This window comes from Curtobacterium sp. MCSS17_005 (assembly GCF_003234225.2).
Classification (GTDB): domain Bacteria; phylum Actinomycetota; class Actinomycetes; order Actinomycetales; family Microbacteriaceae; genus Curtobacterium; species Curtobacterium flaccumfaciens.
The window spans coordinates 3,115,985-3,138,465 of sequence record NZ_CP126258.1; the positions used below are offsets into that span (position 1 = coordinate 3,115,985).

Annotated in this window: 18 protein-coding genes; 8 read left to right on the forward strand and 10 right to left on the reverse strand. The window is 72.6% G+C overall.

Features of this window, described 5'->3' with window-relative positions:
- Positions 1-334 precede the first annotated feature (334 nt).
- Both DEJ20_RS14840 and DEJ20_RS14845 read left to right on the forward strand, forming a co-directional pair.
- The gene (locus tag DEJ20_RS14840; RefSeq protein ID WP_111236834.1) at positions 335-5,905 is read left to right on the forward strand and encodes a glutamate synthase-related protein; all 5,571 of its coding nucleotides are present in this window, start codon (positions 335-337) and stop codon (positions 5,903-5,905) included.
- Positions 5,902-7,692, forward strand: coding sequence for a sulfite reductase subunit alpha (locus DEJ20_RS14845; protein ID WP_111236830.1), 1,791 nt, complete (start codon positions 5,902-5,904; stop codon positions 7,690-7,692). Before DEJ20_RS14840 ends, DEJ20_RS14845 begins: the two co-directional genes overlap by 4 nt.
- Positions 7,693-8,058: 366 nt before the next feature.
- On the opposite strand, the gene DEJ20_RS14850 is transcribed toward DEJ20_RS14845, so the two are convergent.
- From DEJ20_RS14850 to DEJ20_RS14865, 4 genes are read right to left on the reverse strand one after another with little or no spacing between them, the layout of a single operon-like run.
- Positions 8,059-8,454 carry a DUF7882 family protein gene (locus tag DEJ20_RS14850; RefSeq protein ID WP_111236829.1) on the reverse strand — a complete coding sequence of 132 codons (396 nt, stop codon included), beginning with the start codon at positions 8,452-8,454 and terminating at the stop codon, positions 8,059-8,061.
- An 8-nt stretch (positions 8,455-8,462) separates the two neighbouring features.
- The gene (locus DEJ20_RS14855; protein WP_111236828.1) at positions 8,463-9,620 is read right to left on the reverse strand and encodes an alpha/beta hydrolase family protein; all 1,158 of its coding nucleotides are present in this window, start codon (positions 9,618-9,620) and stop codon (positions 8,463-8,465) included.
- 4 nt (positions 9,621-9,624) lie between these two features.
- The gene (locus DEJ20_RS14860) at positions 9,625-10,530 is read right to left on the reverse strand and encodes a hypothetical protein (RefSeq protein WP_111236827.1); all 906 of its coding nucleotides are present in this window, start codon (positions 10,528-10,530) and stop codon (positions 9,625-9,627) included.
- A complete protein-coding gene (locus DEJ20_RS14865; RefSeq protein WP_111236826.1) occupies positions 10,530-10,997 on the reverse strand; it encodes a hypothetical protein in 468 nt (155 codons plus the stop codon). Before DEJ20_RS14865 ends, DEJ20_RS14860 begins: the two co-directional genes overlap by 1 nt.
- Before the next feature lie 79 nt (positions 10,998-11,076).
- On the opposite strand from DEJ20_RS14865, the gene DEJ20_RS14870 reads away from it, so the two are divergent.
- Together DEJ20_RS14870 and DEJ20_RS14875 are read left to right on the forward strand one after the other, a co-directional pair.
- Positions 11,077-11,460 (forward strand): ArsR/SmtB family transcription factor, encoded by a 384-nt coding sequence (locus tag DEJ20_RS14870; RefSeq protein WP_111236825.1) that lies wholly within the window; start codon positions 11,077-11,079, stop codon positions 11,458-11,460.
- Positions 11,460-12,443: an SRPBCC family protein gene (locus DEJ20_RS14875; RefSeq protein ID WP_284183343.1), complete on the forward strand. Its 984-nt coding sequence runs from the start codon at positions 11,460-11,462 to the stop codon at positions 12,441-12,443. Before DEJ20_RS14870 ends, DEJ20_RS14875 begins: the two co-directional genes overlap by 1 nt.
- Positions 12,444-12,529: 86 nt before the next feature.
- Here DEJ20_RS14875 and DEJ20_RS14880 read toward each other — a convergent pair whose 3' ends face one another.
- From DEJ20_RS14880 to mvk, 5 genes are read right to left on the reverse strand one after another with little or no spacing between them, the layout of a single operon-like run.
- Entirely contained in the window at positions 12,530-13,681 is a 1,152-nt protein-coding gene (locus tag DEJ20_RS14880; protein WP_111236042.1) for a hydroxymethylglutaryl-CoA synthase, read from the reverse strand.
- Positions 13,678-14,742: a hydroxymethylglutaryl-coenzyme A reductase family protein gene (locus DEJ20_RS14885; RefSeq protein ID WP_111236041.1), complete on the reverse strand. Its 1,065-nt coding sequence runs from the start codon at positions 14,740-14,742 to the stop codon at positions 13,678-13,680. Before DEJ20_RS14885 ends, DEJ20_RS14880 begins: the two co-directional genes overlap by 4 nt.
- Entirely contained in the window at positions 14,735-15,817 is a 1,083-nt protein-coding gene (locus DEJ20_RS14890) for a phosphomevalonate kinase (RefSeq protein WP_111236040.1), read from the reverse strand. Before DEJ20_RS14890 ends, DEJ20_RS14885 begins: the two co-directional genes overlap by 8 nt.
- On the reverse strand, positions 15,814-16,827 hold the full coding sequence (gene mvaD / locus DEJ20_RS14895) for a diphosphomevalonate decarboxylase (RefSeq protein WP_111236039.1): 1,014 nt from the start codon (positions 16,825-16,827) through the stop codon (positions 15,814-15,816). Before mvaD ends, DEJ20_RS14890 begins: the two co-directional genes overlap by 4 nt.
- Positions 16,821-17,804 carry a mevalonate kinase gene (gene mvk / locus DEJ20_RS14900; protein WP_111236038.1) on the reverse strand — a complete coding sequence of 328 codons (984 nt, stop codon included), beginning with the start codon at positions 17,802-17,804 and terminating at the stop codon, positions 16,821-16,823. The genes mvaD and mvk overlap by 7 nt, the downstream gene beginning before the upstream one ends.
- Positions 17,805-17,928: 124 nt before the next feature.
- On the opposite strand from mvk, the gene DEJ20_RS14905 reads away from it, so the two are divergent.
- From DEJ20_RS14905 to DEJ20_RS14920, 4 genes are all read left to right on the forward strand, one after another.
- Entirely contained in the window at positions 17,929-19,527 is a 1,599-nt protein-coding gene (locus DEJ20_RS14905) for a Mur ligase family protein (protein WP_111236037.1), read from the forward strand.
- A 36-nt stretch (positions 19,528-19,563) separates the two neighbouring features.
- Positions 19,564-20,022 carry a MarR family winged helix-turn-helix transcriptional regulator gene (locus DEJ20_RS14910; RefSeq protein WP_181431602.1) on the forward strand — a complete coding sequence of 153 codons (459 nt, stop codon included), beginning with the start codon at positions 19,564-19,566 and terminating at the stop codon, positions 20,020-20,022.
- A gap of 107 nt (positions 20,023-20,129) precedes the next feature.
- Positions 20,130-20,552, forward strand: a complete 423-nt coding sequence (locus DEJ20_RS14915; RefSeq protein ID WP_027466009.1) for an organic hydroperoxide resistance protein — start codon at positions 20,130-20,132, stop codon at positions 20,550-20,552.
- A 27-nt stretch (positions 20,553-20,579) separates the two neighbouring features.
- The gene (locus DEJ20_RS14920) at positions 20,580-21,554 is read left to right on the forward strand and encodes a zinc-binding dehydrogenase (RefSeq protein ID WP_111236050.1); all 975 of its coding nucleotides are present in this window, start codon (positions 20,580-20,582) and stop codon (positions 21,552-21,554) included.
- Between the two features lie 97 nt (positions 21,555-21,651).
- On the opposite strand, the gene DEJ20_RS14925 is transcribed toward DEJ20_RS14920, so the two are convergent.
- Positions 21,652-22,392 (reverse strand): ZIP family metal transporter, encoded by a 741-nt coding sequence (locus DEJ20_RS14925; RefSeq protein ID WP_111058054.1) that lies wholly within the window; start codon positions 22,390-22,392, stop codon positions 21,652-21,654.
- Between the last annotated feature and the right edge of the window lie 89 nt (positions 22,393-22,481).

Genomic DNA, 22,481 nt, shown 5'->3' on the forward strand with positions numbered 1-22,481 from the left:
GCCGGGTTACCCACCCGGTGCAGGGTTGCACGGCGCCCGCGGCATGCCGCACCGTGCGGCGTCGGCCATCCCGTGCGAGGTTGCACGCTCCGTGCAGCGCTACGAACTCGCACCGTGCGTGCAACCTCGCACCAGCCGAACAGACCCGCACGGTGCGACACCATCACACGCCCGCACCACCCGTGTTGCACGGTCGGTATACCAAGCCGTAGCATCGCCCTACCGCACCACCACCCCACAGGGCCCGACTGCCACCATCGGTCTGCCCGCGGCGAGCGCTCCATCGATGCAGCCCGCGCCGTCCGCTGCCGGCAACGCCCCACTGGACCCGCACGTGAACCCCACCTCTTTCGGTCTCTACGACCCTGCCCGCGAATCGAGCGATTGCGGCGTCGGTTTCATCACCCGTCTCGACGGGACGCCGAGCCACGACGTCATCCGCAAGGGCGACGAAGCGCTGTGCTCCATCCCGCACCGCGGCGGCAAGTCCGCCGAGGGTGTCGGTGACGGCGCGGGCGTCAGCATCGACCTGTCGGTGGAGTTCTTCAGCGCCATCACCGGCGAGCAGCTGCGCGCCGGGCACTTCGGCGTCGCGAACTGCTTCGTCCCGAGCAGTGACGGAGCGGACGGCACCGACGAGCGCAGTCGTGCCGAGCAGACGGTCACGGACGCCATCACGGCCGAGGGCTTCGAGCTGCTGCTGGTCCGTGACGTCCCGGTGGACCACTCCGTCGCGCGCCCCGAGGCCGAGCAGTACCAGCTGCCGATCGTGCAGTGGGTCTTCCGTGCACCGTCGGACTGGGACCGCACCGAGGTCGACGCCGCCGCGAACCGCGCCCTGCTCGCCATCGAGGCGGTCTCCTACGCCCAGGCCGCCGCCGAGCGCGCCGAGCACGCCGCCCTGTACCCGCTGTCGCTCAGCGCCCGGACCCAGATCCTGAAGGGCCGGCTGAACTCCGGCGAGGTGATCGGGTACTTCACCGACCTGCGTGACCCCCGGCACTCGGTCCGGACGCTGTACTTCCACACCCGGTTCTCGACGAACACCGAGCCGCACCCGACGATGGCGCAGCCGTTCCGCCTGATGGCGCACAACGGCGAGCTGAACACCGACCGCAAGAACCGGCTGTCGGACGAGGCGCTCGCGCGGGCCCGCACCCGGAGCATCGTGCGTCCGCCCGGGCAGTCGGACTCGAGCCGACTCGACCAGACCCTGCAGAGCCGCGTGTTCGACGACGGGCTCGAGATCATCGAGGCCGTGGTCTCGCTCATGCCGCCGGCGTGGGAGAACGACCGCACCCTGACCCCTGACGTCCGGGACATGCTCGAGTACTTCTCGCTGTACGAGGAGAAGAACGACGGCCCCGCCGCCGTGATCTTCAGCGACGGCGACGTCGTCGGCGCCCGCCTGGACCGCCTGGGCCTGCGGCCGCTGCGCACCGTCGAGACGGCCGAGTACCTGATGGTGTCGTCCGAGGCCGGCCAGGTCGAGTTCGACGCCGACGAGGTCGTGCACCGCGGCCGCATCGAGGCCGGCGGCATGCTCGTCGTCGACCACCGCACCGGCACCCGCATGCGCACGGGCGAGGTGCTGCACATGCTCGCGGCCCGCCGTGACTACGGCGCCCTGCTCGACGCCGCCCGCGTGAACCTGGACGACGTGCCCGCTCCGGACTACGAGCGCACGACGTCCACCCTGGGCTACGACGGCGACCTGTCGCTCGCTGGCCGGTACGTGGCGTACTCGCTGAACCAGGAGAGCTTCCGGTTCATGCTCGACCCGATGCTGCAGAACGGGTCGGAGCGCATCTCGGCGATGGGCTACGGCAACGCGATCAACGCCCTGAGCGACACCGAGGGCGGCATGGCGAAGTACTTCTCGCAGCGCTTCGCCCAGGTGACGAACCCGCCGCTCGACTCGATCCGCGAGGCCGACGGGATGTCGATGCGCGTGGCACTCGGCGCGAAGCCGGACGGCACGGGCACCACGGGGCGTCAGCTCGTCGTGCAGTCGCCGATCCTCGGGCACCTCGACATGGTGCGGCTGCGCGAGCAGGACATCGTGCCGCTCGAGCGCTTCGACATGCTCTACGTGCCGGTGCCCGCCGACGAGCAGGCCAACGCCGACGCGATGCGTGGCGCGCTGGACGCCCTGTGTGACGCGATCGAGGCGTTCGCGGCGCGCGGTGGCGGGATCGCGGTCGTGACCGACCGCGAGGTGTCGTCGACCCATGCACCCCTCCCCGTGATCCTTGCCGTGGCCGCCGTCAACCAGCGGCTCATCGAGACCGGTCTGCGCCTGCGGGTGTCCGTCGTCGCGGAGAGCGGTCAGCTGCCATCGTCACACCACGTCGCGACCGCGCTGGGCTTCGGTGCCGCCGCTGTGTACAGCTTGAGCGCTCGGCTGCGTGCGGAGGAGAAGTACCCCGCCGCACCCGCACCCGCCGGCGAGCTGACTGCGACCGACCTGGCACTGAAGCAGTTCCGCAAGGCCGCCGAGAAGGCCCTGGCGAAGACCATGGGCCGTGTCGGCCTGTGCACCGCCGAGAGCTACATCGGTGGCGAGTTCTTCGAGCCGAACTACCTCGACACCGGCGACGACGTCCTGGCGCGGATCTTCCCGCACATGCAGGCCCCGGTCGGCGGCGTCGGCTTCGCGCGCATCGCCCAGGCGGCGACGGACTGGCACGAGCGTGCCCGTTCGGTGGCGTCCGAGGGCCAGGTCCCGCTGCTCGGGCTGTTCAAGGAACGATCCGACGGCGCCGGCCACTCGTTCGGCGTCGCGAGCGTCCGCGGGTTCGGCGGCATGACCGAGGAGCGCCCGGCCTTCGAACGCTCCGGCGACTCGGACGCGCTGCGCCTGCTCACGCTCGGCCAGCTCGACGACTCGTTCGGCATCACCGACGCCGCGTACCGGAACACCGGGTACGACCGGCTGAGCGACGCCGAGATCGACGCGCACCGCATCACGCCGGGCTACGTCACGTTCCTGCAGACGACCCACGACGAGCGGTCCCGCCGCCCCGCCGCGCTCCGCGACGTGCTCGCGCTGCCCGCGGACGTCACCGGCATCGACACGGCCGAGGACTTCGCCCGCGAGCTCGGCCGCTTCTCGACGAGCGGCAACGCCAGCGTCACCGTGCGCGGGCTCTCCGGCTCGCGTCCGTCGGACGACCAGGACCTGCCGGGAGGCACGGAGCGGTTCCGCCTGGAGCTCACGTCGACGGGGACCACGGGTGCACTGCGCCACGCGGCCCTGGCGGACGGCCTCGCGCTGCTCCACCCCGGACAGATCGACGTCGACGCCGTCGACGACACCGGGGTGACGCTCCGCGCCACCGGTGCGGCCGTCGCGCTGCTCGCGCTGCTGCAGAGCGCCCCGGCGAGCGTCGAGCTCGACGAGGTGCAGCCGGCCCACGAGATCACCCGGACCCTGGCGTCCGGTGCGATGAGCCACGGCGCGCTCGTCGCCACCGCCCACGAAGCCGTCGCGCACGGCACGAACATGGTCGGCGGCATGTCGAACAGCGGTGAGGGCGGCGAGCACCACTCCCGCTACGGCACCATCCGCGGCTCGCGCATCAAGCAGTTCGCCTCGGGCCGGTTCGGCATCTGGGCCGGGTACCTCGCCGACCCCATGCTCGAGGAGCTCGAGATCAAGATCGGCCAGGGCGCGAAGCCCGGCGAGGGTGGCCAGCTGCCCGCGCCCAAGGTCACGGTGGACATCGCCGCGGCCCGTGGTGGCACGCCCGGCGTCGAGCTGATCTCGCCGCCGCCGCACCACGACACGTACTCGATCGAGGACCTCGCGCAGCTCATCCACGACTGCAAGGCCGCCCGCGTCCGGGTGATCGTGAAGCTCGTCTCGTCCGAGGGCATCGGCACCATCGCGGTCGGCGTCGCGAAGGCCGGCGCCGACGTGATCAACGTCGCGGGCAACACCGGTGGCACCGGCGCCGCGGCGGTCACCAGCCTCAAGTACGCCGGCCGCTCCGCGGAGATCGGCGTCGCCGAGGTGCACCAGGCCCTGGTCGCGAACGGCCTGCGCCAGAAGGTCACGCTCCGCTGCTCGGGTGCGCACCAGACCGGCAGCGACGTCGTCACGAGCGCCCTGCTCGGCGGCGACAGCTTCGAGTTCGGCACGACCGCGCTCATGATGCTCGGCTGCGTGATGGCGAAGAACTGCAACGTGAAGTGCCCGGCGGGCCTGACCACGAACGCCGAGGCGTTCGAGGGTGACCCCCGCGCGCTCGCGCAGTACCTGCTCAACATCGCCCACGACGTGCGGCAGATCCTGGCCCGTCTCGGCCTGCGCTCCCTGCGCGAGGCCCGCGGCCGGACCGACCTGCTGCAGCTCCTGGACCACCCGGCGAGCGTCGGCCGGCTCGACGCCCGTGCCCTGCTCGCCCAGGTGCCGGAGAAGATCGTCGCGGACCCGGAGTACCTGGAGAAGGACTTCCACACCGACGACGCCCTGCTCGAGCGCGTCCGCACCGCCCTCGTCGACCACGCGCAGGAGCACGTGCTCGTGCACGGCGTGCTGCTCGGCAACGCCGACAAGTCGGTCGGTGGCCAGCTCGGCATCGACCTCGAGCGCCTGCTCAACCACGAGCTCCGCGCCGAGGACGTGCAGGGCCTGCCCGCCGTGACCACGGACGACCGCGGACGCCGCCGGCTGGTGGACGGCGCGGTCACGATCCGCACGCAGGGATCGGCCGGGCAGTCCTACGGCGTCTTCAACAACGACGGCGTCGTGCTCGAGCACACCGGCACCGCGAACGACGGCGTCGGCAAGAGCCAGAGCGGCGGACGGATCATCGTCCGCGCGCCCGGTGGCGGCAGCGCCGAACAGGGCGGCAACGTGCTGGTCGGCAACTTCGCGCTGTTCGGGGCGACGGGCGGCCGCACCTTCGTCGAGGGCGAGGCCGGTGACCGCTTCGCCGTCCGCAACTCCGGCGCGACCGCCGTCGTCGAGGGCGTGGGCGACTTCGGCTGCGAGTACATGACCGGTGGCGCCGTGTTCAACCTCGGTGCGTTCGGCAAGGGCCTCGGCAACGGTATGTCCGGCGGGTTCCTGTACCAGTACGACCCCTCCGGCCAGGTCGCCGAGCGTGCCAGCACGGATTCGCTCCTGGTGTTCCCGGTCACCGACACCGAACGCGGTGCCTTCCACGAGTCCGCCGCCCGTCTGCTGCTCGAGTGGCACCTCGAGGCGACCGGTTCGGCCCTGGCCGAGCGGCTGCTCGCCGAGTGGGACACCGCCCGCGCGCACGTGTACGTCGGCATGCCCCGTGCCCTGCTGCTCACGCAGGACGCCGGCGAGATCCTCGCGGCGGCGACCCGGCCCGAGCTCCTCGACGAGCTCGCGACCTCGATCGCCACCGACAAGCTCCGCGCGTTCAAGCTCGACTACCGCGACCAGCGCACGGTGCTCGACGGCCGTGCCCCGGCGCTCGGCGACCAGGGCGAGGACATGTTCTCGCTGCTGTCGTCGTACACCGTGCTCGGGGTCGCCCAGGACGTCGCCCTCGAGCGCGTCCCGGGTGCGTTCGGTGCCGCCGACCCGCGGGTCGCCGAGGCCGTCAAGAACCTCGTGCTCACCGAGGACTTCTCCGTCAAGCAGCGCGTCGTGAAGTACCTGCGCGGCACCCTCGACCGGTTCGCCGACGACCAGCTCGCGACCCTCATCGCGATCAAGCGGCTCGACGACTACAAGCGCGCGCTCACGCAGCGGAACAACCGCAGCATGGACGCGCCGGGCACCACGGGGTGGATCATGCACCAGAACGCCAAGAACGACGGTCGCGTCCGCGAGGCCCGCTTCGACGAGCTGCTCGCCACCGCGGCGCTCGAGGACATCGCCCGCCGTGCACCGCAGGCGCCGACCGAGGCGGTGACCGCGTGAGCCTGCTCCCCCCGACCGGGTCGCTGATCCCCGTCGACGCACCGTTCTCGGCCGCGCAGGAGTCCTGGCTCGCCGGGTTCATCGCGGGCATCGCCGCCGCCGGCAAGAAGGTCGCAGCCAGCGCGCCCACGACGACGATCGACGTGCTCTTCGGCACCCAGACCGGCAACGCCGAGTTCCTGGCCGACGAGCTCGTCGCCGGAGCGAAGGCCCGCGGACTCGGCGGTCGCGCCAGTGCGCTCGACGCCGTCACCCCCGAACAGCTCGCCGAGATGTCGCACGTGCTCGTCGTCACCTCGACCTACGGCGAGGGCGAGATGCCCGACAACGCCGGGCTGTTCTGGGACGCCGTCCAGGCGAGCACCGTGCCGCGGCTCGAGGGGCTGCAGTACGCCGTCCTCGGGCTCGGCGACACGAGCTACGACGAGTTCTGCCAGGCCGGCAAGCTCCTCGACACCCGGTTCGAGCAGCTCGGCGCGACCCGCATCCACGAGCGCGTCGACTGCGACGTCGACTTCGAGGACCCGGCCGCACTGTGGACCGCGGCGGTCCTCGACCGCCTCGCCGCCGAGGCCGGCGCGACGGCCGCACCCGGGGCGACCACGGGCGGTGGTGCCGGCGACGGTGCAGGCGCGACCGGCGGGGCGGGCGCGAGCCGTGCCTCCCGGCCGGGGTCGCAGTGGAACAAGCGCAACCCGTACCCGTCACGCCTGGTCGAGAACCGGCTGCTCTCCTCGCCGCGCAGCGCGAAGGAGATCCGGCACTACGAGTTCGACCTCGGCGACTCGGGCATCGAGTACACGGCCGGCGACGCCCTGGCGGTCGTGCCGGTGAACGACGAGGTCTTCGTGGCGGACCTGCTCGAGCAGGTCGGCGCGAACGGCGGCGAGGCGTTCGACGGCCGGCCGATCACCGAGGTCCTGCGGACCGACCGTGAGATCCGGACGCCCTCGAAGGACCTGATCGCCGACCTGGTGCAGCGCGCGCCGTCGAGCGAGCTCGCGGCCGTCGTGGCGCACGGCGACAAGCACGAGCTGGACCGCTGGCTCTGGGGACGCGACGTCCTCGACCTGCTCCGCGACGCCGGCCCGGCGGCCCCGGGACTCGACGAGCTGCTGCCGAACCTGCGGCCGCTGCAGGCGCGGCAGTACTCGATCTCGTCGAGCCCGCTGGCGCACCCGGACCGCATCCACCTGACCATCGCGTCGGTGCGCTACGGCGACCCGCACCGGATGTACGCCGGTGTCGCGTCGACGTTCCTGGCCGACCGGGTCGACCCGGACGGCACCGTCGACGTCTACCTGCAGCCGAACGCGTCGTTCGGGGTGCCGGCGGACGAGTCGGCCCCGATGATCATGATCGGACCGGGTACGGGTGTGGCGCCGTTCCGCGGGTTCCTGCACGAGCGCGCTGTGTCCGGGGCCACGGGGCGCAACTGGCTGTTCTTCGGTGACCAGCACCGGGACACGGACTTCGTGTACCAGGACGAGCTCACCGAGCTGCAGGAACGGGGCGTGCTCGACCGCCTCGACCTGGCGTTCTCGCGCGACCAGGCCGAGAAGGTCTACGTGCAGACGCGGATGCTCGAGCGCTCGGCCGAGCTGTTCGCCTGGCTCGAGGACGGCGGCCACGTGTACGTGTGCGGCGACGCCTCACGCATGGCGAAGGACGTCGAGGCCGCACTGCTCCAGGTCATCGGGACCGGACGGGGGCGCGGCGAGGACGATGCGCAGGCGTACCTGGCCGACATGCGTCGCGCGAAGCGGTACGTGCGCGACGTCTACTGACCGACGTCGGCGGTGAGTCCGCCCCGGCCACGGAACCCGAATCCGTTGGCCGGGGCGGTCTCGGAGGAGCGCCGGTCGATGGGGGCGGACCGGCGAGCCCAGCAGCGTGACGCGACGGGTCGGGTGCGTGACCCGGCTTCCCGGACGCGGAGTCCCCTGATCCGGGACTCCCGTCGTGCACGTCTGACGGCCACCGATGGTTGGTCGGCGCCGGACGCGTGCTGCGCCACGGCCATTCGGGTTCCCCTCCTCCCGCGGTTCCTGCCTGCACCGACGCCCTAGAAGGCCGGTGCTGGGGGACGACAGGGGCCCGCGGTACAGAAACCGTACGATCCGGACGGACCGAGGGGAACCCGTTGACCCGGATCAGCGCGTTGTGCTACCGCTCGGTGTCCCGGATGCGTCATCGGCGTCGCCGGGCGCCACCGCTCGCGACCATGCCGAGTCGGCCGCCGTGCTGGTGTCCGGCGGTTCCGGCGTCAGCACGAGCCCTGACCCCGAGGTGGCCGAGGCGTAGAGGTCCTCGAGCCAGCTGCGGTTGATCGACGGCACCCGGCTGCCGGTGAACTTGAAGTGCAGGCTCACGTTGGGGTTCAGCCAGATCGTGCTGCGACCGTTGCCGTGGACGACGTCGTCCTTCCACGAGAACGCGAAACGGTGGTCGCGCCGGAGCATGTTGACGATGACGATCTGCAGGTGCGTGAGCGCGCGGTCGTCGATCCGCAGGTCGAGCGGTCGGCCGTCGTAGATGAGCTGCCCCATGGCTCCTTCTACTCCTGTGTTCCGGTGTGCGCGAGACCGGACGCCCAGTTCGTGATGGTGCGGTCGAACCAGACGGCGTCGACGTTGCGCTCCCAGGCGTGTTCGGCCGGCTCGCTGACCGCCAGTGTCACCGTGCCGGGGTGGGCGTCGGCGAACTCCTGACTGGCCGAGAACGGCACCGTGGTGTCGCCGGTGGAGTGGATGAGCAGGGTCGGTGGCAGCGGCCGGGGTGCGCGCAACCAGGACAGCGCGCGCACGTCGACCGGCGACCGCAGCCCCACCATCCGGCAGAGGACCGGGGTCGCCATCGCCCCGAGGGCAGCAGTCACCACGAAGCCCGGCAGCCCCGCGCGACGGGCCTGGGACCGGACGGTGACGGCCCAGTCCAGCGCCGGGGCGACGAGCACGATCCCGGCCAGGCGGTCGCGGTGCGCCGAGCGGGCGAGGAGCTCGTGCGTGATCGTCGCGCCCATCGACCACCCCACGATGACGAGCCGTTCGGCGCCGTTCGCGACGGCGTGGTCGAGCGCCACTTCGACGTCCGCCCACTCGCGGGCACCGAGGTGCGAGGCCCGGCCTTCCCACGGGGCCTCGCCGTCGCCGCGGAACGACGGGACGATCGAGGTCCAGCCGAGCTCGAGCGCCGCGGGGACGGTCCGGAGCGCGGTGACCCGGGTCGTCCGGATCCCGTGGACGTGGACGGCCCAGGTGCGGGCGGACGCGGGGTCGGGGCGCCCAGCGCCGCCGGGCCCCGGCCGCACCACCCACGCGGGTGCCGGCCCCACCGGCGTCGGCAGCGACACCTCGGACCAGTCGACGTCCATCGCCGCCGGGTCCGGGTGCACGTGTCCGCTCCACCGCACGCGCGACGACACCGCGCCGGTCGTCCGCACCACCGCCCGGCGCACGAACCCGGCGGCTTCGTCGACCTCGAGCACCGGCCCGACGGTGGTGTGCCCCGGGCCGTCGTGCCACAGCCCGTACTCCCCCGGCCGCACGGTGTCGTCGGTGATCGGCAGCCGCACGGAGTCCGCGTCGGACTCGATCACGGGCGTCCACCGATCGCCACCCGGCAGCACGATCCTGCCGACGACCTTCCGCAGGACGACCAGGGCGACCGCCGCCAACACCACGAGCGCTCCGAGCACCCACCACACGATCGTCACGTCGTCATCCTCCGAGGCTCCGGGTCAGGGTCCGTTCGGCCGACCGCACCTGCGCGAGTTCGGCGTCGTCGAGGGTCCGTCCCTGCACCTCGGCGTCGCGGATCGCGATGACCAGGTCGTAGGTCCGGGCCTGCGGGTCCCCCGGCCGCTCGACCGCCCGCACCGCGTGCCGACGGGCGATCCGGCGCAGGCGTCGGTGGTGCCCGCGGTGGCGCAGGTCACGGCCCCACCGCCGGAACGTCAGCGAGGCCATCGCCACGACGATGAGCACGATGCCGAGGTAGAACGGCGGGTCGAAGGCCAGGCGCAGGCCGTCCCGCACCCCGGCCGGGAAGAGTCCGAAGTGGTCGGCGGTGAGCGAGGCGACCTCGTCGACGCTCGCCACGACGACCAGGGCGAGCCCGACGCGGAACACCACGAGTGCCACCGGGTTCTGCAGCACGCCGCGGCGCAGTGTCGTCGCGGCGATCAGTCCCACGCCCACCATGTACACGGTCGCGTAGAGCCACATCGGGGTCTGCTCGATCTCGCGCACGATGAAGTGGAAGTCGGTCCCGCCGCGCTCCTCGACCAGCAGGAACGGCACCGTGAACGCCACGACCACGACGAGCAGCGCCATCGGCCTGGCGAGCACCGGGCGCTCCGGCAGGTCGTCCGTGCTCGCGCGCAGCATCAGCCAGAACGCGACGGTCGCGCAGACGTTCTGCACCAGGTTGATGAGGTTCGAGCCGCCCAGGGCCCCGTCGAGCGCCGGCTGCGGCACGACGCTGCCGAGGGTCAGGAGCCCGAGCGCCCCGACACCGGTGGCACCCCAGGCAGCCCGACCACGGGGGTTCCGCAGCACGTACGGCGTGCGGGCGAGGAAGATCAGCGCCGCGAACCAGAAGGCCGCGGCGTGCAGGACGGCCATCAGCCGTAGGCCCGCTCGTCCGCCCCGGTGGCCCCGGCGAGCAGCACCGTCGCGAGCTCGTAGGCGAACCGTTCGGCGAAGTGCTCGTCGTCGTCGGAGATGCTCACGAGCCCGGAGTCGGCGTCGAGCGCGCGACGGCAGACGTGGCCCCCGGCGGCGAACTCGGCGACGGACAACGGGGTCGGCGTGCCGACGTCGCCGTGCACCAGGTGCCCGAGCTCGTGCAGCACGCAGTGCATGCGGTAGAGCGGCGGCGCGTCGGCCGGCACGAGCACCAGGTTCTCGTGCTCGGACTGCGACACGAGCGCGGTGAGCGGACCCCAGCTCGGCCCGTCGACGTCGACGACGCGCGTGGGCTTGCCGACCATCCGACCGACGCCGCTCACCACGTCGGACAGCTGCGGCGCACGGGGCAGGGTGGCGACGAGGGCACGGACGGCACCGGACGCACCCAGCTGCTCCGCCATCGCCCCTCCGATCTCCGCGGCAAGACTACCGGCAGGTCCCCCTTGTGGACGAGACCGGCCGGACGTAACCTACAACCAAATGGTTGTACGAATCGAACTGTCCGACGCCGAGGTCGACCGGGTGTTCCACGCACTGGCCGACGCGACCCGTCGTGACATCGTCCGGCGCACGCTCGTCGGGTCGTCGTCCGTGAGCGAGCTCGCGGACGCCTACTCGATGTCGTTCGCCGCCGTCCAGAAGCACGTCGCCGTCCTCGAAGGAGCCGGACTCGTGAGCAAGGAGGCCCGCGGCCGCACCCGCATCGTGCGCGCCGAGCCGGAGCAGCTCGACCGTGTCCGTGCCCTCCTCGACACCTACGGCCGCCTCTGGCACACCCGGATGGACCGCCTGGGCGACCTGCTCGACGGCGACCCGTCCGGACACCCAGCACCAGACGACACCCGACGACACCAGGAGCGATGATGCCCACCACGTCCGTCCACACCGATCCCGACACCCTCTCGATGACCCTCGTCGCCGAGTTCCCCGTCCCCGTCGAACGCCTCTGGGCCGCCTTCGCCGACCCACGCCAGCTGGAGCGGTTCTGGGGACCGCCCGGGTTCCCCGCGACGTTCACGACGTTCGACCTGCGCCCCGGCGGCCGGGCCGACTACCGGATGACGTCTCCGCAGGGCGAGCGGTTCCACGCCGTCTGGCAGGTCACCGAGGTCGACGAGCCCCGCCGCATCGTCTTCCGCGACCTGTTCACCGACCCGGAGGGCACGGTCGACGAGTCGCTGCCCACCAGCGAGACCGTGTTGTCGTTCGGGCCGGCCGACGATGGCTCGCGGGTCACCGTGGTGTCCTCGTTCGCCTCGACCGCCGACCTCGACGCGATGCTCGAGATGGGCATGCTCGAGGGCTACCAGCAGGCGTTCGGCCAGCTCGACCGGGTGCTCGCCGACCTGCGCGAGTGGGCGCTCGGAGCGGGCACCGAGACCGAGGTCCTGGACGACGCCCACGTCCGGATCACGCGGGCGTTCGCGGCACCGCGGCACCTGCTCTGGCGGGCGCACACCGAGCCCGACCTGGTGCGCCGGTGGCTGCTCGGCCCCGACGGGTGGGAGATGACGGTGTACGAGAACGACCTGACCCCGGGCGGCACGTTCCGGCAGGCCTGGGCGCCGACGGGTGACACCGAGGGCGAGCCCTTCGGGTTCGAGGGCGAGAACCTCGTCGTGGAACCGGAGCGCCGGATGGTGTCGACCGAACGAATGACCGGGGCGCCCTTCCCACCGAACACGAACGACCTGCAGTTCGACGAGGACGACGGCGTCACGCTCATGACCCTGCTCGTCACCTACCCGGACCGGGAGCAGCGGGACGCGATCCTCGCGACCGGCATGACGGAGGGCATGGAGGCCAGCTACCAGCGGCTGGAACGCGAGGTCCTGTCCGCAGCGTGACCAGGGGGCGGACGGGAGGCCCGTGGCGGCGCCGCCACGGGCCTCCCGTCCGCCCCGGTGTCCGGTCCAGGACGCCTCGTACCGGTCTAGGACGCCTCGTAGTGGCGCGCGCCGCCGCGCACGCCCGCGAAGCGGAACGGCGCGGTCGTGACGCGCGGACGTTCGACGTCCTCGCTGGTGGCGGCACCCGCTGCGTGCAGCGCGCGGTAGGCGTCGACCGTCAGCGGGACCCGTGCCTCGAGCAGCGACCGCACGCGACCCGCACGACGGTGCTCGCGGTAGTCGGGCCGGACGATGCCGGTGATGAGCTCACCGACGCTGCCCGAGCCGTAGCTGAACAGGCCGAGCCGCTCCCCCGCCAGGTCGTCGTCCAGGTCGAGCAGCGCTGCGAGCCCGATCCAGAGCGACGCCGTGTAGGTGTTGCCGGTCTGCCGGTTGTAGGTGAACCCGATCGCCAGGTCGGCCTCGTCGAACGGTGCGCCGACGTGCTGCGTGAGCTTGCGGTGCGCCTTGATCGCCATCTTGGTGAAGGGCTGGTGGTGCACGAACCGGGCGATGTCGTCGTACGCCGGGCCGCCCTGTTCCGCCAGGTCGTCCCAGGCACCGACGAAGGCGTTGACGTACGCGCTCACCGAGAGTCGACCGTCGACCAGTGCGGTGGAGCGGTCGTTCGGGCGCCAGAAGTCGTCGACGTCCGCCGTGTAGACGCCCGCCGCCGGCTCGATCTCGATCAGGTCGGGGTCGGCGGACACCAGGATCGCTGCGGCACCGGCACCCTGGGTCGGCTCGGCCGGGGTGTCGACGTCGTACCGGGCGACGTCGGCGGCGATGACGAGCACCCGCTCGTGCGGGGCGCGAGCGACGATGCCGAGTGCGAGCTGCACCGCGGCCATCCCGCCGTAGCAGGCCTGCTTCAGCTCGACCACGCGGACGGCCTTCGGCAGCCCGAGCAGGCCGTGCACGTACACGCCGGCGGCCTTCGACTGGTCGACGCCGGACTCGGTGGCGAACAGCACCGTGCGGATGCCCTCGACGCCGTGCCGGTCGATGAGCTCCTTGGCGGCGGCGGCGCCCATCGTGACGATGTCCTCGTCTGGCGCGGGCACGCTGAAGGCGTCCTGCCCGATGCCGACGTGGTACTTCGCCGGGTCGACACCGAGCCGCTCGGCCAGGTCGTCGAGCTCGAGCACGTGGTGCCCGGTCGCGATCGCGATGTCGTGGATGCCGACGCCGCTCATGCCGCACCCCCTGCGGGCTTCGCGCCGCGGCGTTCCATGGCGACGTGGGCGGCCATCAGCTCACCCGGGTTGGTCTGTGCGGCGAGGAGCGAGAGCTCCCCGCACAGGACGGTCGCGGCGCACAGGGCGGCGAGTCGGCGGGCGTTCCCGCCCGGCTCGCGGTCCTGGCGGCAGCCGAGGCGCACCAGGGCGTCCTCGACGACGGGCAGGTCCCCGCCCTTGCCGTTGCCGACCGTGCCGACGATCAGGTGCGGCAGCGAGGTCGCGAAGTACAGGTCGCCGTCGCGGTCCTCGGCGCTCGTGATGCCCTGCGAGCCCTCGACGATGTTGGCGGCGTCCTGCCCGGTGGCCAGGTAGAAGCCGAGCAGCATGTTCGCGTAGTGCGCGTTCGCCGAGCGGATGGCCCCGGCGATCGTCGAGCCGATCAGGTTCTTCGCGATGTTCAGCTCGACGATGCGCGCGGTGCTCGACCGCAGGCGCTTCTCGACGACCTCACCCGGGATCACGATCTCGGCGATGGTGTTGCGGCCGCGGCCACGGATGCCGTTCACGGCGGTGGCCTTCTTGTCGGTGCAGAAGTTGCCCGACACCGAGACGTACCGGAGGCCCGGCTGCCAGTCCAGGATCGCCGGCAGCAGCTTGTCCGCCGCCTGCGTGACCATGTTGTGCCCGGAGGCGTCGCCGGTGGTGAACGCGAATCGCAGGAACAGCAGGTCCCCGACGATCTCCGGGTGCACCTCGATGAGCTTGGCGAACCGGCTCTGCCCGGACACGATCGCGGCGAGCTCGTCCTGGCGCGCGAGGATCTGCCCCGCGGCGACGTGGGCCGCTGCGGCGCTGTCGGCACGGACCACGACGGAGCGGGTCATGCGCTCGTCGATGACGGTCGCGACGATGCCGTCCTCGACCATGCGCGAGATGCGGGCGCCGCGGCCGACGGACGGCCAGAGCGGCGACTCGTAGGTGGCGAGGGGGACCTCGTGCTCCCCCTGCACGGCGTTGCCGCTGATGCGGATCGGGCCGACCCACTTGGTGGGGATCGGTGTGAGCAGGTCACTCATCGAGGGCTCCTTCTGGTGCTCGCACCGCGACGCTGAGGTGTCTGATGTCGTGCGCCTCCCAGGCGCGGTGGATGCCGGCGGGGTCGGTGTCCGCCGGGACGACGGCGATGCCGCAGTCGCCGCCGCCGGCACCGGACGGCTTCGCCGCCCCGCCCGCCGCCTCGACGACGTCGCACAGGGTCGCGAGACGCTCGGTCTCGATCTGCGACCCGACGGACGCACCGAGGCGCTGCAGCAGCCCGCGGGCGCGTCGGAGGGCACCGAGCGTGCGCTCGGCGTCGCCGGTCTGGAGGCCCGTGGTCAGGTCGTCGACGGCGCTGCGGCTCTCGTCGAGGAACGCCTGGTACCCGCCGTTGCGGTGCCGACGCACCACGTCGACGAGCTTCGTGGTGGACGCGGGCGAGCCGGTCCAGCCGACGAGCAGCTGCAGGTTCTCGGGGGCGGGCAGCCGCTGGACGTCGAAGCCGTCCCACGCGTCGGCGTCCGTCAGGATCGCGGACACGGCGTGGTCACCGAGCATCGCGGCGAGCCGCTCGCGGTCCGGGGCGCTGTAACGCAGCCAGCCACCGAACGTGCTCGCGGCGAGGTCGCCGCCGGAGGCCCGGGGGTTCACCCGGATGGTGGCGAGCAGGGCGACCTGGAAGCGCTGGCGCTGCGTCAGCCCGATGCCGTAGAAGCGGTCGAGGGCGCCGACCGTGGCGACGGTGACCGCGGCCGAGGACCCGAGGCCGAACTTCCGGCCGCTGGCGTCGTCGAGCTGGCTCTCGATGCGCAGGTCGTGGAACCGTGGGGCGATGCCGTGCTCGGCGCGGAGCTTCTCGACCAGGTCGATCGTGGCCATCACGTAGTCGTACGGGTGGTGCTCGCGGTCGAGCGCCAGGCCGTCCTCGGCACGGGTCCACGTGAGCGGCAGGTGCCCGTACTCCTCGGAGTGCACGCTGCCCGCGCCGTGGCCCTCGCGCACCTTCGCCGTGATGGCACGGTCGAGGGCGATCAGGACGGACGGTTGGCCCGGCTCGACGACGGCGTACTCGCCGGCGACGAACAGCTTGCCGTGTGCACGGAACTCGATCACTGCGCGGACTCCTTCTGGTCGGGATTGCTCCCGATCTCTTCGGAGCGGAGCACCCGCGCGGCAGGTCCGGTGCCGGACTCGATGACGTCCCCCAGCGACGCGAGCGCCCCGGCGACGGCCGACCGGTCCTGCGGCTTCGTGAGCACGACGACGTTCGGGCCCGCGTCGGCCGTGGCGTAGGCCTCGGTGCCGCCGGCACGCAGCTCGGCGACGGCGTCGAACACGGCGACGCTGCGGGCGTTGAGGTAGCGGATCGGGGGGAACGCGCCCTCGATCGTCGCGTGCATGCGGAGCGCGTTGCTCTCGGTGATCTCGCCGATGCGGGTGAAGTCGCCGGCGGCACAGGCCGTGAGCATGTCGCCGACGGTCTCGGTCGTCGAGGTCACCCAGGCCGGGTAGAAGGGCGACGTCGCGATGGTGCGGCGCATGGCCTCGCGCGACCCGATCGGCTTCGGGCCGGCGTCGATCGTGACCACGACCATCGCCATCGGCGGGGCCGGGATCGGCTCGGCGAAGGAGCCCTGGTCGTCGCCGGCGTGCCAGACGGCGACACCGCCCGGGATCGAGCGCGTGGCCGAGCCGGAACCGCGACGGGCCAGACGGGACAGGTCGCGCGGCGACAGGTCGAGGCCGTAGGCCGCGGCGGCCGCGGTCGCCAGGGCGGCGAAGCCGGACGCGCTCGATGCGAGCCCGGCACCGGTCGGGACGGTGTTCTCGGAGACCACCGACGCCCGCTCGGACGACCCCGCCAGCTCGCGTACCAGGTCGAGGAACTGCTGCACGCGCACCAGCGCACCGTCGTCGACGACGTGACCGTTCAGCGTGAACGCGTCACGCGCCTCCCGGCCGTCACCCGACCCGCCGTCCACCGTGACGGTGGTCGTCGTCGGGAACACGTCGAGCCCCATCGAGACGCTGCCCGTGGCGGGCAGCGCGAGCTGCGCGTCCGCCTTCCCCCAGTACTTGACGAGGGCGATGTTGGGGTGCGCGACGGCGGTGGCTGTCAGCAAGCGCGGGCTCCGATCGTGGTGGTCCAGGTGGCTGCGGCCCCTGCGCCGCGGAGTGCGGCCGCGACGCGGTCCGCGTGGTCGTCGTCCGCGGCGAGCGCGAGGACGCACCCGCCCCGCCCGCCGCCGGTGAGCTTCGCGCCGAGGGCGTCCGCAGCACGTGCGGCGTCGACGAGCCGGTCCAGGTCCTCACTCGACACGTCGAGTGTGCTGAGCAGGTCGTGCGCGGCGTCCATGGTGGCACCCAGAGCCTGGGCATCGCCGTCCTCGAGTGTCCCCCGTGCCCGTCGGGCGAGCGCGCCGATCCGGTCGATCACGGCGCCGACCCCGGCCGGGTCCTGGTCGTGGCGGGCGCGGACGGCCGACACCGCCTGTCGGGTGTGCCCGGGCACGCCGGTGTCCGCGACGACGAAGGTGAACCGGGCGCCGAGCGTGACGGGTTCGATCTGCCCGCCCTCGAACCAGACCGGCGCGGACGCGACGACGCCCCGGGCGTCGAGGCCGGACGGTCGGCCGTGGGCGACGCGTTCGCACTCCTGGATGAGCTCGTGGTGGGTCTCGACGTCGAGGGTCTCGCCCAGGGCATCGGCGACGGCGGCGGTCACGGCGGCGGCGACCGCAGCGCTCGAGCCCATGCCGCGGGCTGTCGGCACCTCGCTGTCGACCCGGACGTGGAAGTGCCGGTCGGTGACCCCGAAGTGGCGCAGGGTCGCAGTGACGGCGGTGACGGTCGGCATCACGGCGGCCGGTGCGAGGTCGAGGGGGCCGGTGTGCACGGTCGACTGCAGGCTGTGACCGGGCTGCTCGGCGTCGGCGGCGACCGGGGTGACCGTCGCCACGACCCGTGCGTCGAGCACCGGCAGGACGAGAGCGGGTGCGCCGTAGACCACGGCGTGCTCACCGATCAGGATCGTCTTGCCGTGGGACGACGCCGATCCGTTGCCGGGGGTCGTGGTGTTGTCGAGGTCGCTGCTGGTCATCGTGGGTCACGTCAGCCTAACCGTCCGGGCCGTCGGCGTGTTCGTCGTGCGCTGCGGGCGGACCTGGGACCCCGTTCCGGGAGCACGGCGCACCATCGGGGTCCGCCCACGACGAGGAGCCGCGATGCCGCACGCCTTCCGACCGGACCGCCCGCGCCCGGTCCGACTCGACGTGCTCGCCCGAGCACTCGGCGTCGACGGCCCCGGCGACGGTGCCGGTGGTGGTGCCGCTGGTGGCCCCGGCCCCGGTGCCGTCCCGGTGGCCGGCCTGGCGCTCGCCACCGACGAGCTCCGGCCGGGGATGCTGTTCGCCGCGCTCCCCGGCCGCGTCGCACACGGCGCGCAGTACGCCGAGGTGGCGCGCGACGCCGGTGCCGCCGCGGTGCTGACGGACCCGGACGGGCAGGCCGCGGCGCGACGGAGCGGGCTGCCGGTCGTCGTCGTGCCGGACGTCCGTGCGCACCTGGGCGCCGTCGCACGGCTCCTCGCCGGCACGGAGTCGCTGCCGTTCCCGCTGTTCGGGGTGACCGGCACGAACGGCAAGACGTCGACGGTGCACCTGCTCGACGCCCTGATGCGCCGGCTCGGGTGGCGGTCGGCGATCAGCAGCACGATCGAGCGCCGTGTCGACGACGAGTCGCTGCCGAGTGCGCTGACGACACCGGAGGCTCCCGAACTGCACGCGTTCCTGGCACGCGCCGCCGAACGCGGGGTCGACGGCGCCGCCCTCGAGGTGAGTGCGCAGGGCCTCTCCCGCCACCGCACTGACGGCGTCCGGTTCGACGTGGCGGGCTTCACGAACCTGTCGCACGACCACCTCGACGACTACGCCGACATGGACGAGTACCTGGCGGCCAAGGCCCTGCTGTTCACGCCGGCTCGGTCGCGGGCCGGCGTGGTGTCACTCGACTCCCCCGCCGGTCGACGGGTCGTCGAGCGGGCGACGGTCCCGGTGACGACGGTCTCGACCGACCCCGCGGCCGGAGCCGACTGGACCGTCCTGGTGCGGGAGCAGCGGCCCGACGGCACCCGGTCGACCCTGACCGCACCGGACGGCACGACGTTCGACCTCGACCTCCCGCTGCTCGGCGTGCACATGGCGGCGAACGCCGGGCTGGCGGTGGCGATGCTCGCGACCGCCGGGGTGCCCGTCGCAGCACTGCTCGACGCGACCGAGGGCCGTCTCGACGTCGTCGTCCCCGGGCGGATGGCGGACGCATCGGCGGCGACCGGCCCTCGCGTCTTCGTGGACTTCGCGCACACCCCGGACGCCTTCGCGAAGAGCCTGCAGGCGGTGCGGGCGTTCGCACCGGGCCGGGTCGGGATCGTCCTCGGGGCGGACGGCGACCGGGACCCGAGCAAGCGAGCGGCGATGGGAGTGGTGGCGGCCGAGGCCGCCGACGTCGTCGTCGTGGCCGACCACCACCCGCGGTTCGAGGCCCCGGCCCCGATCCGGGCGGCCATCGTCGAGGGTGCGCGAGCGAGCGGGCACGACGCGCTGGTCGTCGAGGAGCCGGACCCGGCGCGGGCGATCCGCCGGGCGATCGCCGAGGTCGGTGACGACGGGGTCGTGTACTGGGCCGGTCCGGGCCTGACCGACTACCGGGACGTCCGCGGGGTGCACGTGCCCTACTCGTCGTTCCGGGACGCCCAGGCCGCACTCGCCGAGGCGGGGCACCTGCCCGGCGCTCGCTGTGAGCTCGCCTGCGAACCGTCGATGTAGGTTGCACACAACTCAGTTGCGTGGCAGGGTGGACGCATGCCCGTGACCGACGAGATGGTGTGCTTCTCCCTCTACGCGGCGTCCCGCGCCACCACGCAGGCGTACCGCACGATGCTCGAACCCTGGGGCCTGACGTACCCGCAGTACCTGGTGCTCGTCACCCTGTGGGTCGAGGGCGACCAGACCGTCTCGAGCCTCGGGGAACACCTGCAGCTCGACTCCGGCACCCTCTCGCCACTGCTCCGCCGCATGGAGCAGAGCGACCTGGTCCGCCGCGAGCGCCGCAGCACCGACGAGCGCGTGGTCACCGTGACGGTGGGCGAGCGCGGCCGCGAACTGCGCTCCGAGCTGAGCGGCATCCCCGCGCGCATCGCCGCCGGGATGGGCCTGGCCGACGAACGCGCCGCCGCCGAGCTCATCGCGACGCTGCACCGGCTGACCGAGACGATGCACGCGGCGGCCGACCCCGCCGGTGCCGGCGCCGTTTCGCGCTGAGCGACACCTCACGCCCCCGTGCGCCCGTGAACTGTCGCTGAGCGCGAGACCACGCGACGCACCCCAGCACCCCGACTGCACGATCCGCCCCACAAGGAAGGAACCCCATGGAAGCCCTCTACACCGCCGAGGCCCTGGCCACCGGCGAAGGCCGCAACGGCCACGTCGCCACGAGCGACGGCACGGTCGAGTTCGACCTCGCCATCCCGAAGGAGATGGGTGGCTCCGGCAACGGTGCCAACCCCGAGCAGCTCTTCGCCGCCGGGTACGCCGCATGCTTCCACTCCGCACTGCAGGGCGTTGCCCGCAGCCAGAAGGTGAAGATCACCGACTCGTCCGTCGGCGGCCGCGTGTCGATCGGCCCGAACGGCAACGGTGGCTACCAGCTCGCCGTCATGCTCGAGGTCGTCATCCCCGGCCTGGAGCACGACCAGGCCCAGGCCCTCGCCGACGCAGCCCACCAGGTCTGCCCGTACTCGAACGCGACCCGCGGCAACATCGACGTCACCATCGTCGTCTCGGAGGACTGACCCGTGAGCACCACCACCCCCACCACCATGCGTGCCGTCGTCCACGAGACGTTCGCCGAGCCCGCCGAGGTCCTCGAGGTGCAGGAGCGCCCCGTCCCGACCCCCGGTGCCGGCGAGGTCCTCGTCCGCACGGTCCTCTCCCCCATCCACAACCACGACCTGTGGACCGTCCGCGGCACCTACGGCTTCAAGCCGGAGCTCCCCGCGGCCTCGGGCACCGAGGCACTCGGTGTCGTCGAGGCGCTCGGCGAGGGCGTCACGAACCTGCAGGTCGGGCAGCGCGTCGCCGGTGGTGCCTTCGGCGTCTGGGCCGAGTACTACACCGCGAACGCCGCCGGCCTCGTGCCGGTGCCGGACGCGATGACCGACGAGGCCGCCGCCCAGCTCGTCTCGATGCCGTTCAGCGCCATCAGCCTGCTGCACTCGCTCGACCTCGACGAGGGCGACTGGATCATCCAGAACGCCGCCAACGGTGCGGTCGGACGCATGGTCGCCCAGCTCGGTGCCGCCCGCGGCATCAACGTGATCGGACTCGTCCGTCGCGCCGCCGGTGTCGACGAGCTCCGCGAGCAGGGCATCGAGCGCATCGTCGCCACCGACGCCGACGACTGGCAGGACCAGGTCGCCGCGATCACCGGTGGCGCCCCGATCATCGCGGGCGTCGAGTCGGTCGGTGGCAAGGCCGCCGGCGACATCGCCTCCGTGCTGGGCGAGAACGCCACCCTCGTCGTCTTCGGCGCGATGGCGTCGCCGACGCTCGAGATCCCGTCGGGCAAGGTCATCTTCGGCCAGCTCACCGTGAAGGGCTTCTGGGGCTCCGTCGTCAGCAAGACGATGCCCGACGAGACGAAGGGGCAGCTCTTCGGTGAGCTCATCACGCGCGTGCTCGACGGCTCGCTGACGCTCCCCGTCGCCGAGACCTTCGCCTTCGAGCAGGTCCGAGACGCCGTGCGCGCCAGCGACACCGCCGGCCGCGTCGGCAAGGTGCTCCTGCGCCCGTAGCGCGACGAGCACGACGGACGGGAGGCCCGTGGCGACACCGCCACGGGCCTCCCGTCCGTCTGCCCACCCGTCCACCGCCGGGACGCTGGATCGCGCGTCAGCCGCCAACCACGTGGATGCCGTAGGCGGCGAAGAACCCGACGACCGCGATGAGGCCCGTCCACGGGCCGGTCTTCCGGAACGCCTCCGGCAGCATGGTGTCGGCGAGCATCGCCAGGATCGCTCCGGCGGCGACCGCGGTCACGGCGCTCTGCACGCCGGCGGGTGCCTGCCCGAGGATCGCGTACCCGCCGAGCGCCGACAGGGCGCACGCCAGGGCGATGCCGCCCCAGACGGAGAACACGTACCGTGCTCCCCGGCCGTTCTCCTTCATGTCCGACGTGCTGGAGAGTCCCTCCGGCAGGTTCGAGATGACGACGGCCGCGAGGACCGCGATCGAGAGCGATCCGCCCGCGGCGAGCCCGACGCCCTGCACCGCCGTCTCCGGGATGCCGTCGAGCAACGCGCCGAGGGCGATACCGAGCCCGGTGCCGGAGCCGGGCGACCCGGCCCCGCTGCGCTTCTTCCGCGCACCGCGCCGTTCCAGCAGCACGTCGAGGCCGACGTAGACGACCGCGCCGCCCAGGAACCCGGCCATCGCCGTCCAGAAGGTGCCGGACCGGGTGGCCTCGGCGACGAGGTCGAAGGAGAGCGCGGAGATGAGGACGCCGGCGCCGAAGGCGGTGATGGTGGCGACCACGGTCCGTGGCACGCGGACGAACCAGGCGATCGCGGCGCCGACGACGAGGGCGAGACCGGAAGCCAGGCCGGCCCCGGTCGCCAGGAGGAGGGGATGCACGGGTCGAGTGTAGGAACCGGGCGGTGCGGACGCGCCAAGGTCGCCCGGACACGATTGCGCGCCCATGGTGAGCAGAAGACGTCGGGTGC

What these genes read in the sequence shown, in the direction of transcription:
- DEJ20_RS14885 (WP_111236041.1), bottom strand. Translation starts at nt 14,742, where the DNA reads ATGAGTGACCTGCTCACACCGATCCCCACCAAGTGGGTCGGCCCGATC.
- DEJ20_RS14920 (WP_111236050.1), top strand. Translation starts at nt 20,580, where the DNA reads ATGCGTGCCGTCGTCCACGAGACGTTCGCCGAGCCCGCCGAGGTCCTC.
- DEJ20_RS14915 (WP_027466009.1), top strand. Translation starts at nt 20,130, where the DNA reads ATGGAAGCCCTCTACACCGCCGAGGCCCTGGCCACCGGCGAAGGCCGC.
- DEJ20_RS14870 (WP_111236825.1), top strand. Translation starts at nt 11,077, where the DNA reads ATGGTTGTACGAATCGAACTGTCCGACGCCGAGGTCGACCGGGTGTTC.
- DEJ20_RS14860 (WP_111236827.1), bottom strand. Translation starts at nt 10,530, where the DNA reads ATGGCCGTCCTGCACGCCGCGGCCTTCTGGTTCGCGGCGCTGATCTTC.
- DEJ20_RS14850 (WP_111236829.1), bottom strand. Translation starts at nt 8,454, where the DNA reads ATGGGGCAGCTCATCTACGACGGCCGACCGCTCGACCTGCGGATCGAC.
- DEJ20_RS14910 (WP_181431602.1), top strand. Translation starts at nt 19,564, where the DNA reads ATGCCCGTGACCGACGAGATGGTGTGCTTCTCCCTCTACGCGGCGTCC.
- DEJ20_RS14905 (WP_111236037.1), top strand. Translation starts at nt 17,929, where the DNA reads ATGCCGCACGCCTTCCGACCGGACCGCCCGCGCCCGGTCCGACTCGAC.
- mvk (WP_111236038.1), bottom strand. Translation starts at nt 17,804, where the DNA reads ATGACCAGCAGCGACCTCGACAACACCACGACCCCCGGCAACGGATCG.
- DEJ20_RS14880 (WP_111236042.1), bottom strand. Translation starts at nt 13,681, where the DNA reads ATGAGCGGCGTCGGCATCCACGACATCGCGATCGCGACCGGGCACCAC.
- DEJ20_RS14875 (WP_284183343.1), top strand. Translation starts at nt 11,460, where the DNA reads ATGCCCACCACGTCCGTCCACACCGATCCCGACACCCTCTCGATGACC.
- DEJ20_RS14865 (WP_111236826.1), bottom strand. Translation starts at nt 10,997, where the DNA reads ATGGCGGAGCAGCTGGGTGCGTCCGGTGCCGTCCGTGCCCTCGTCGCC.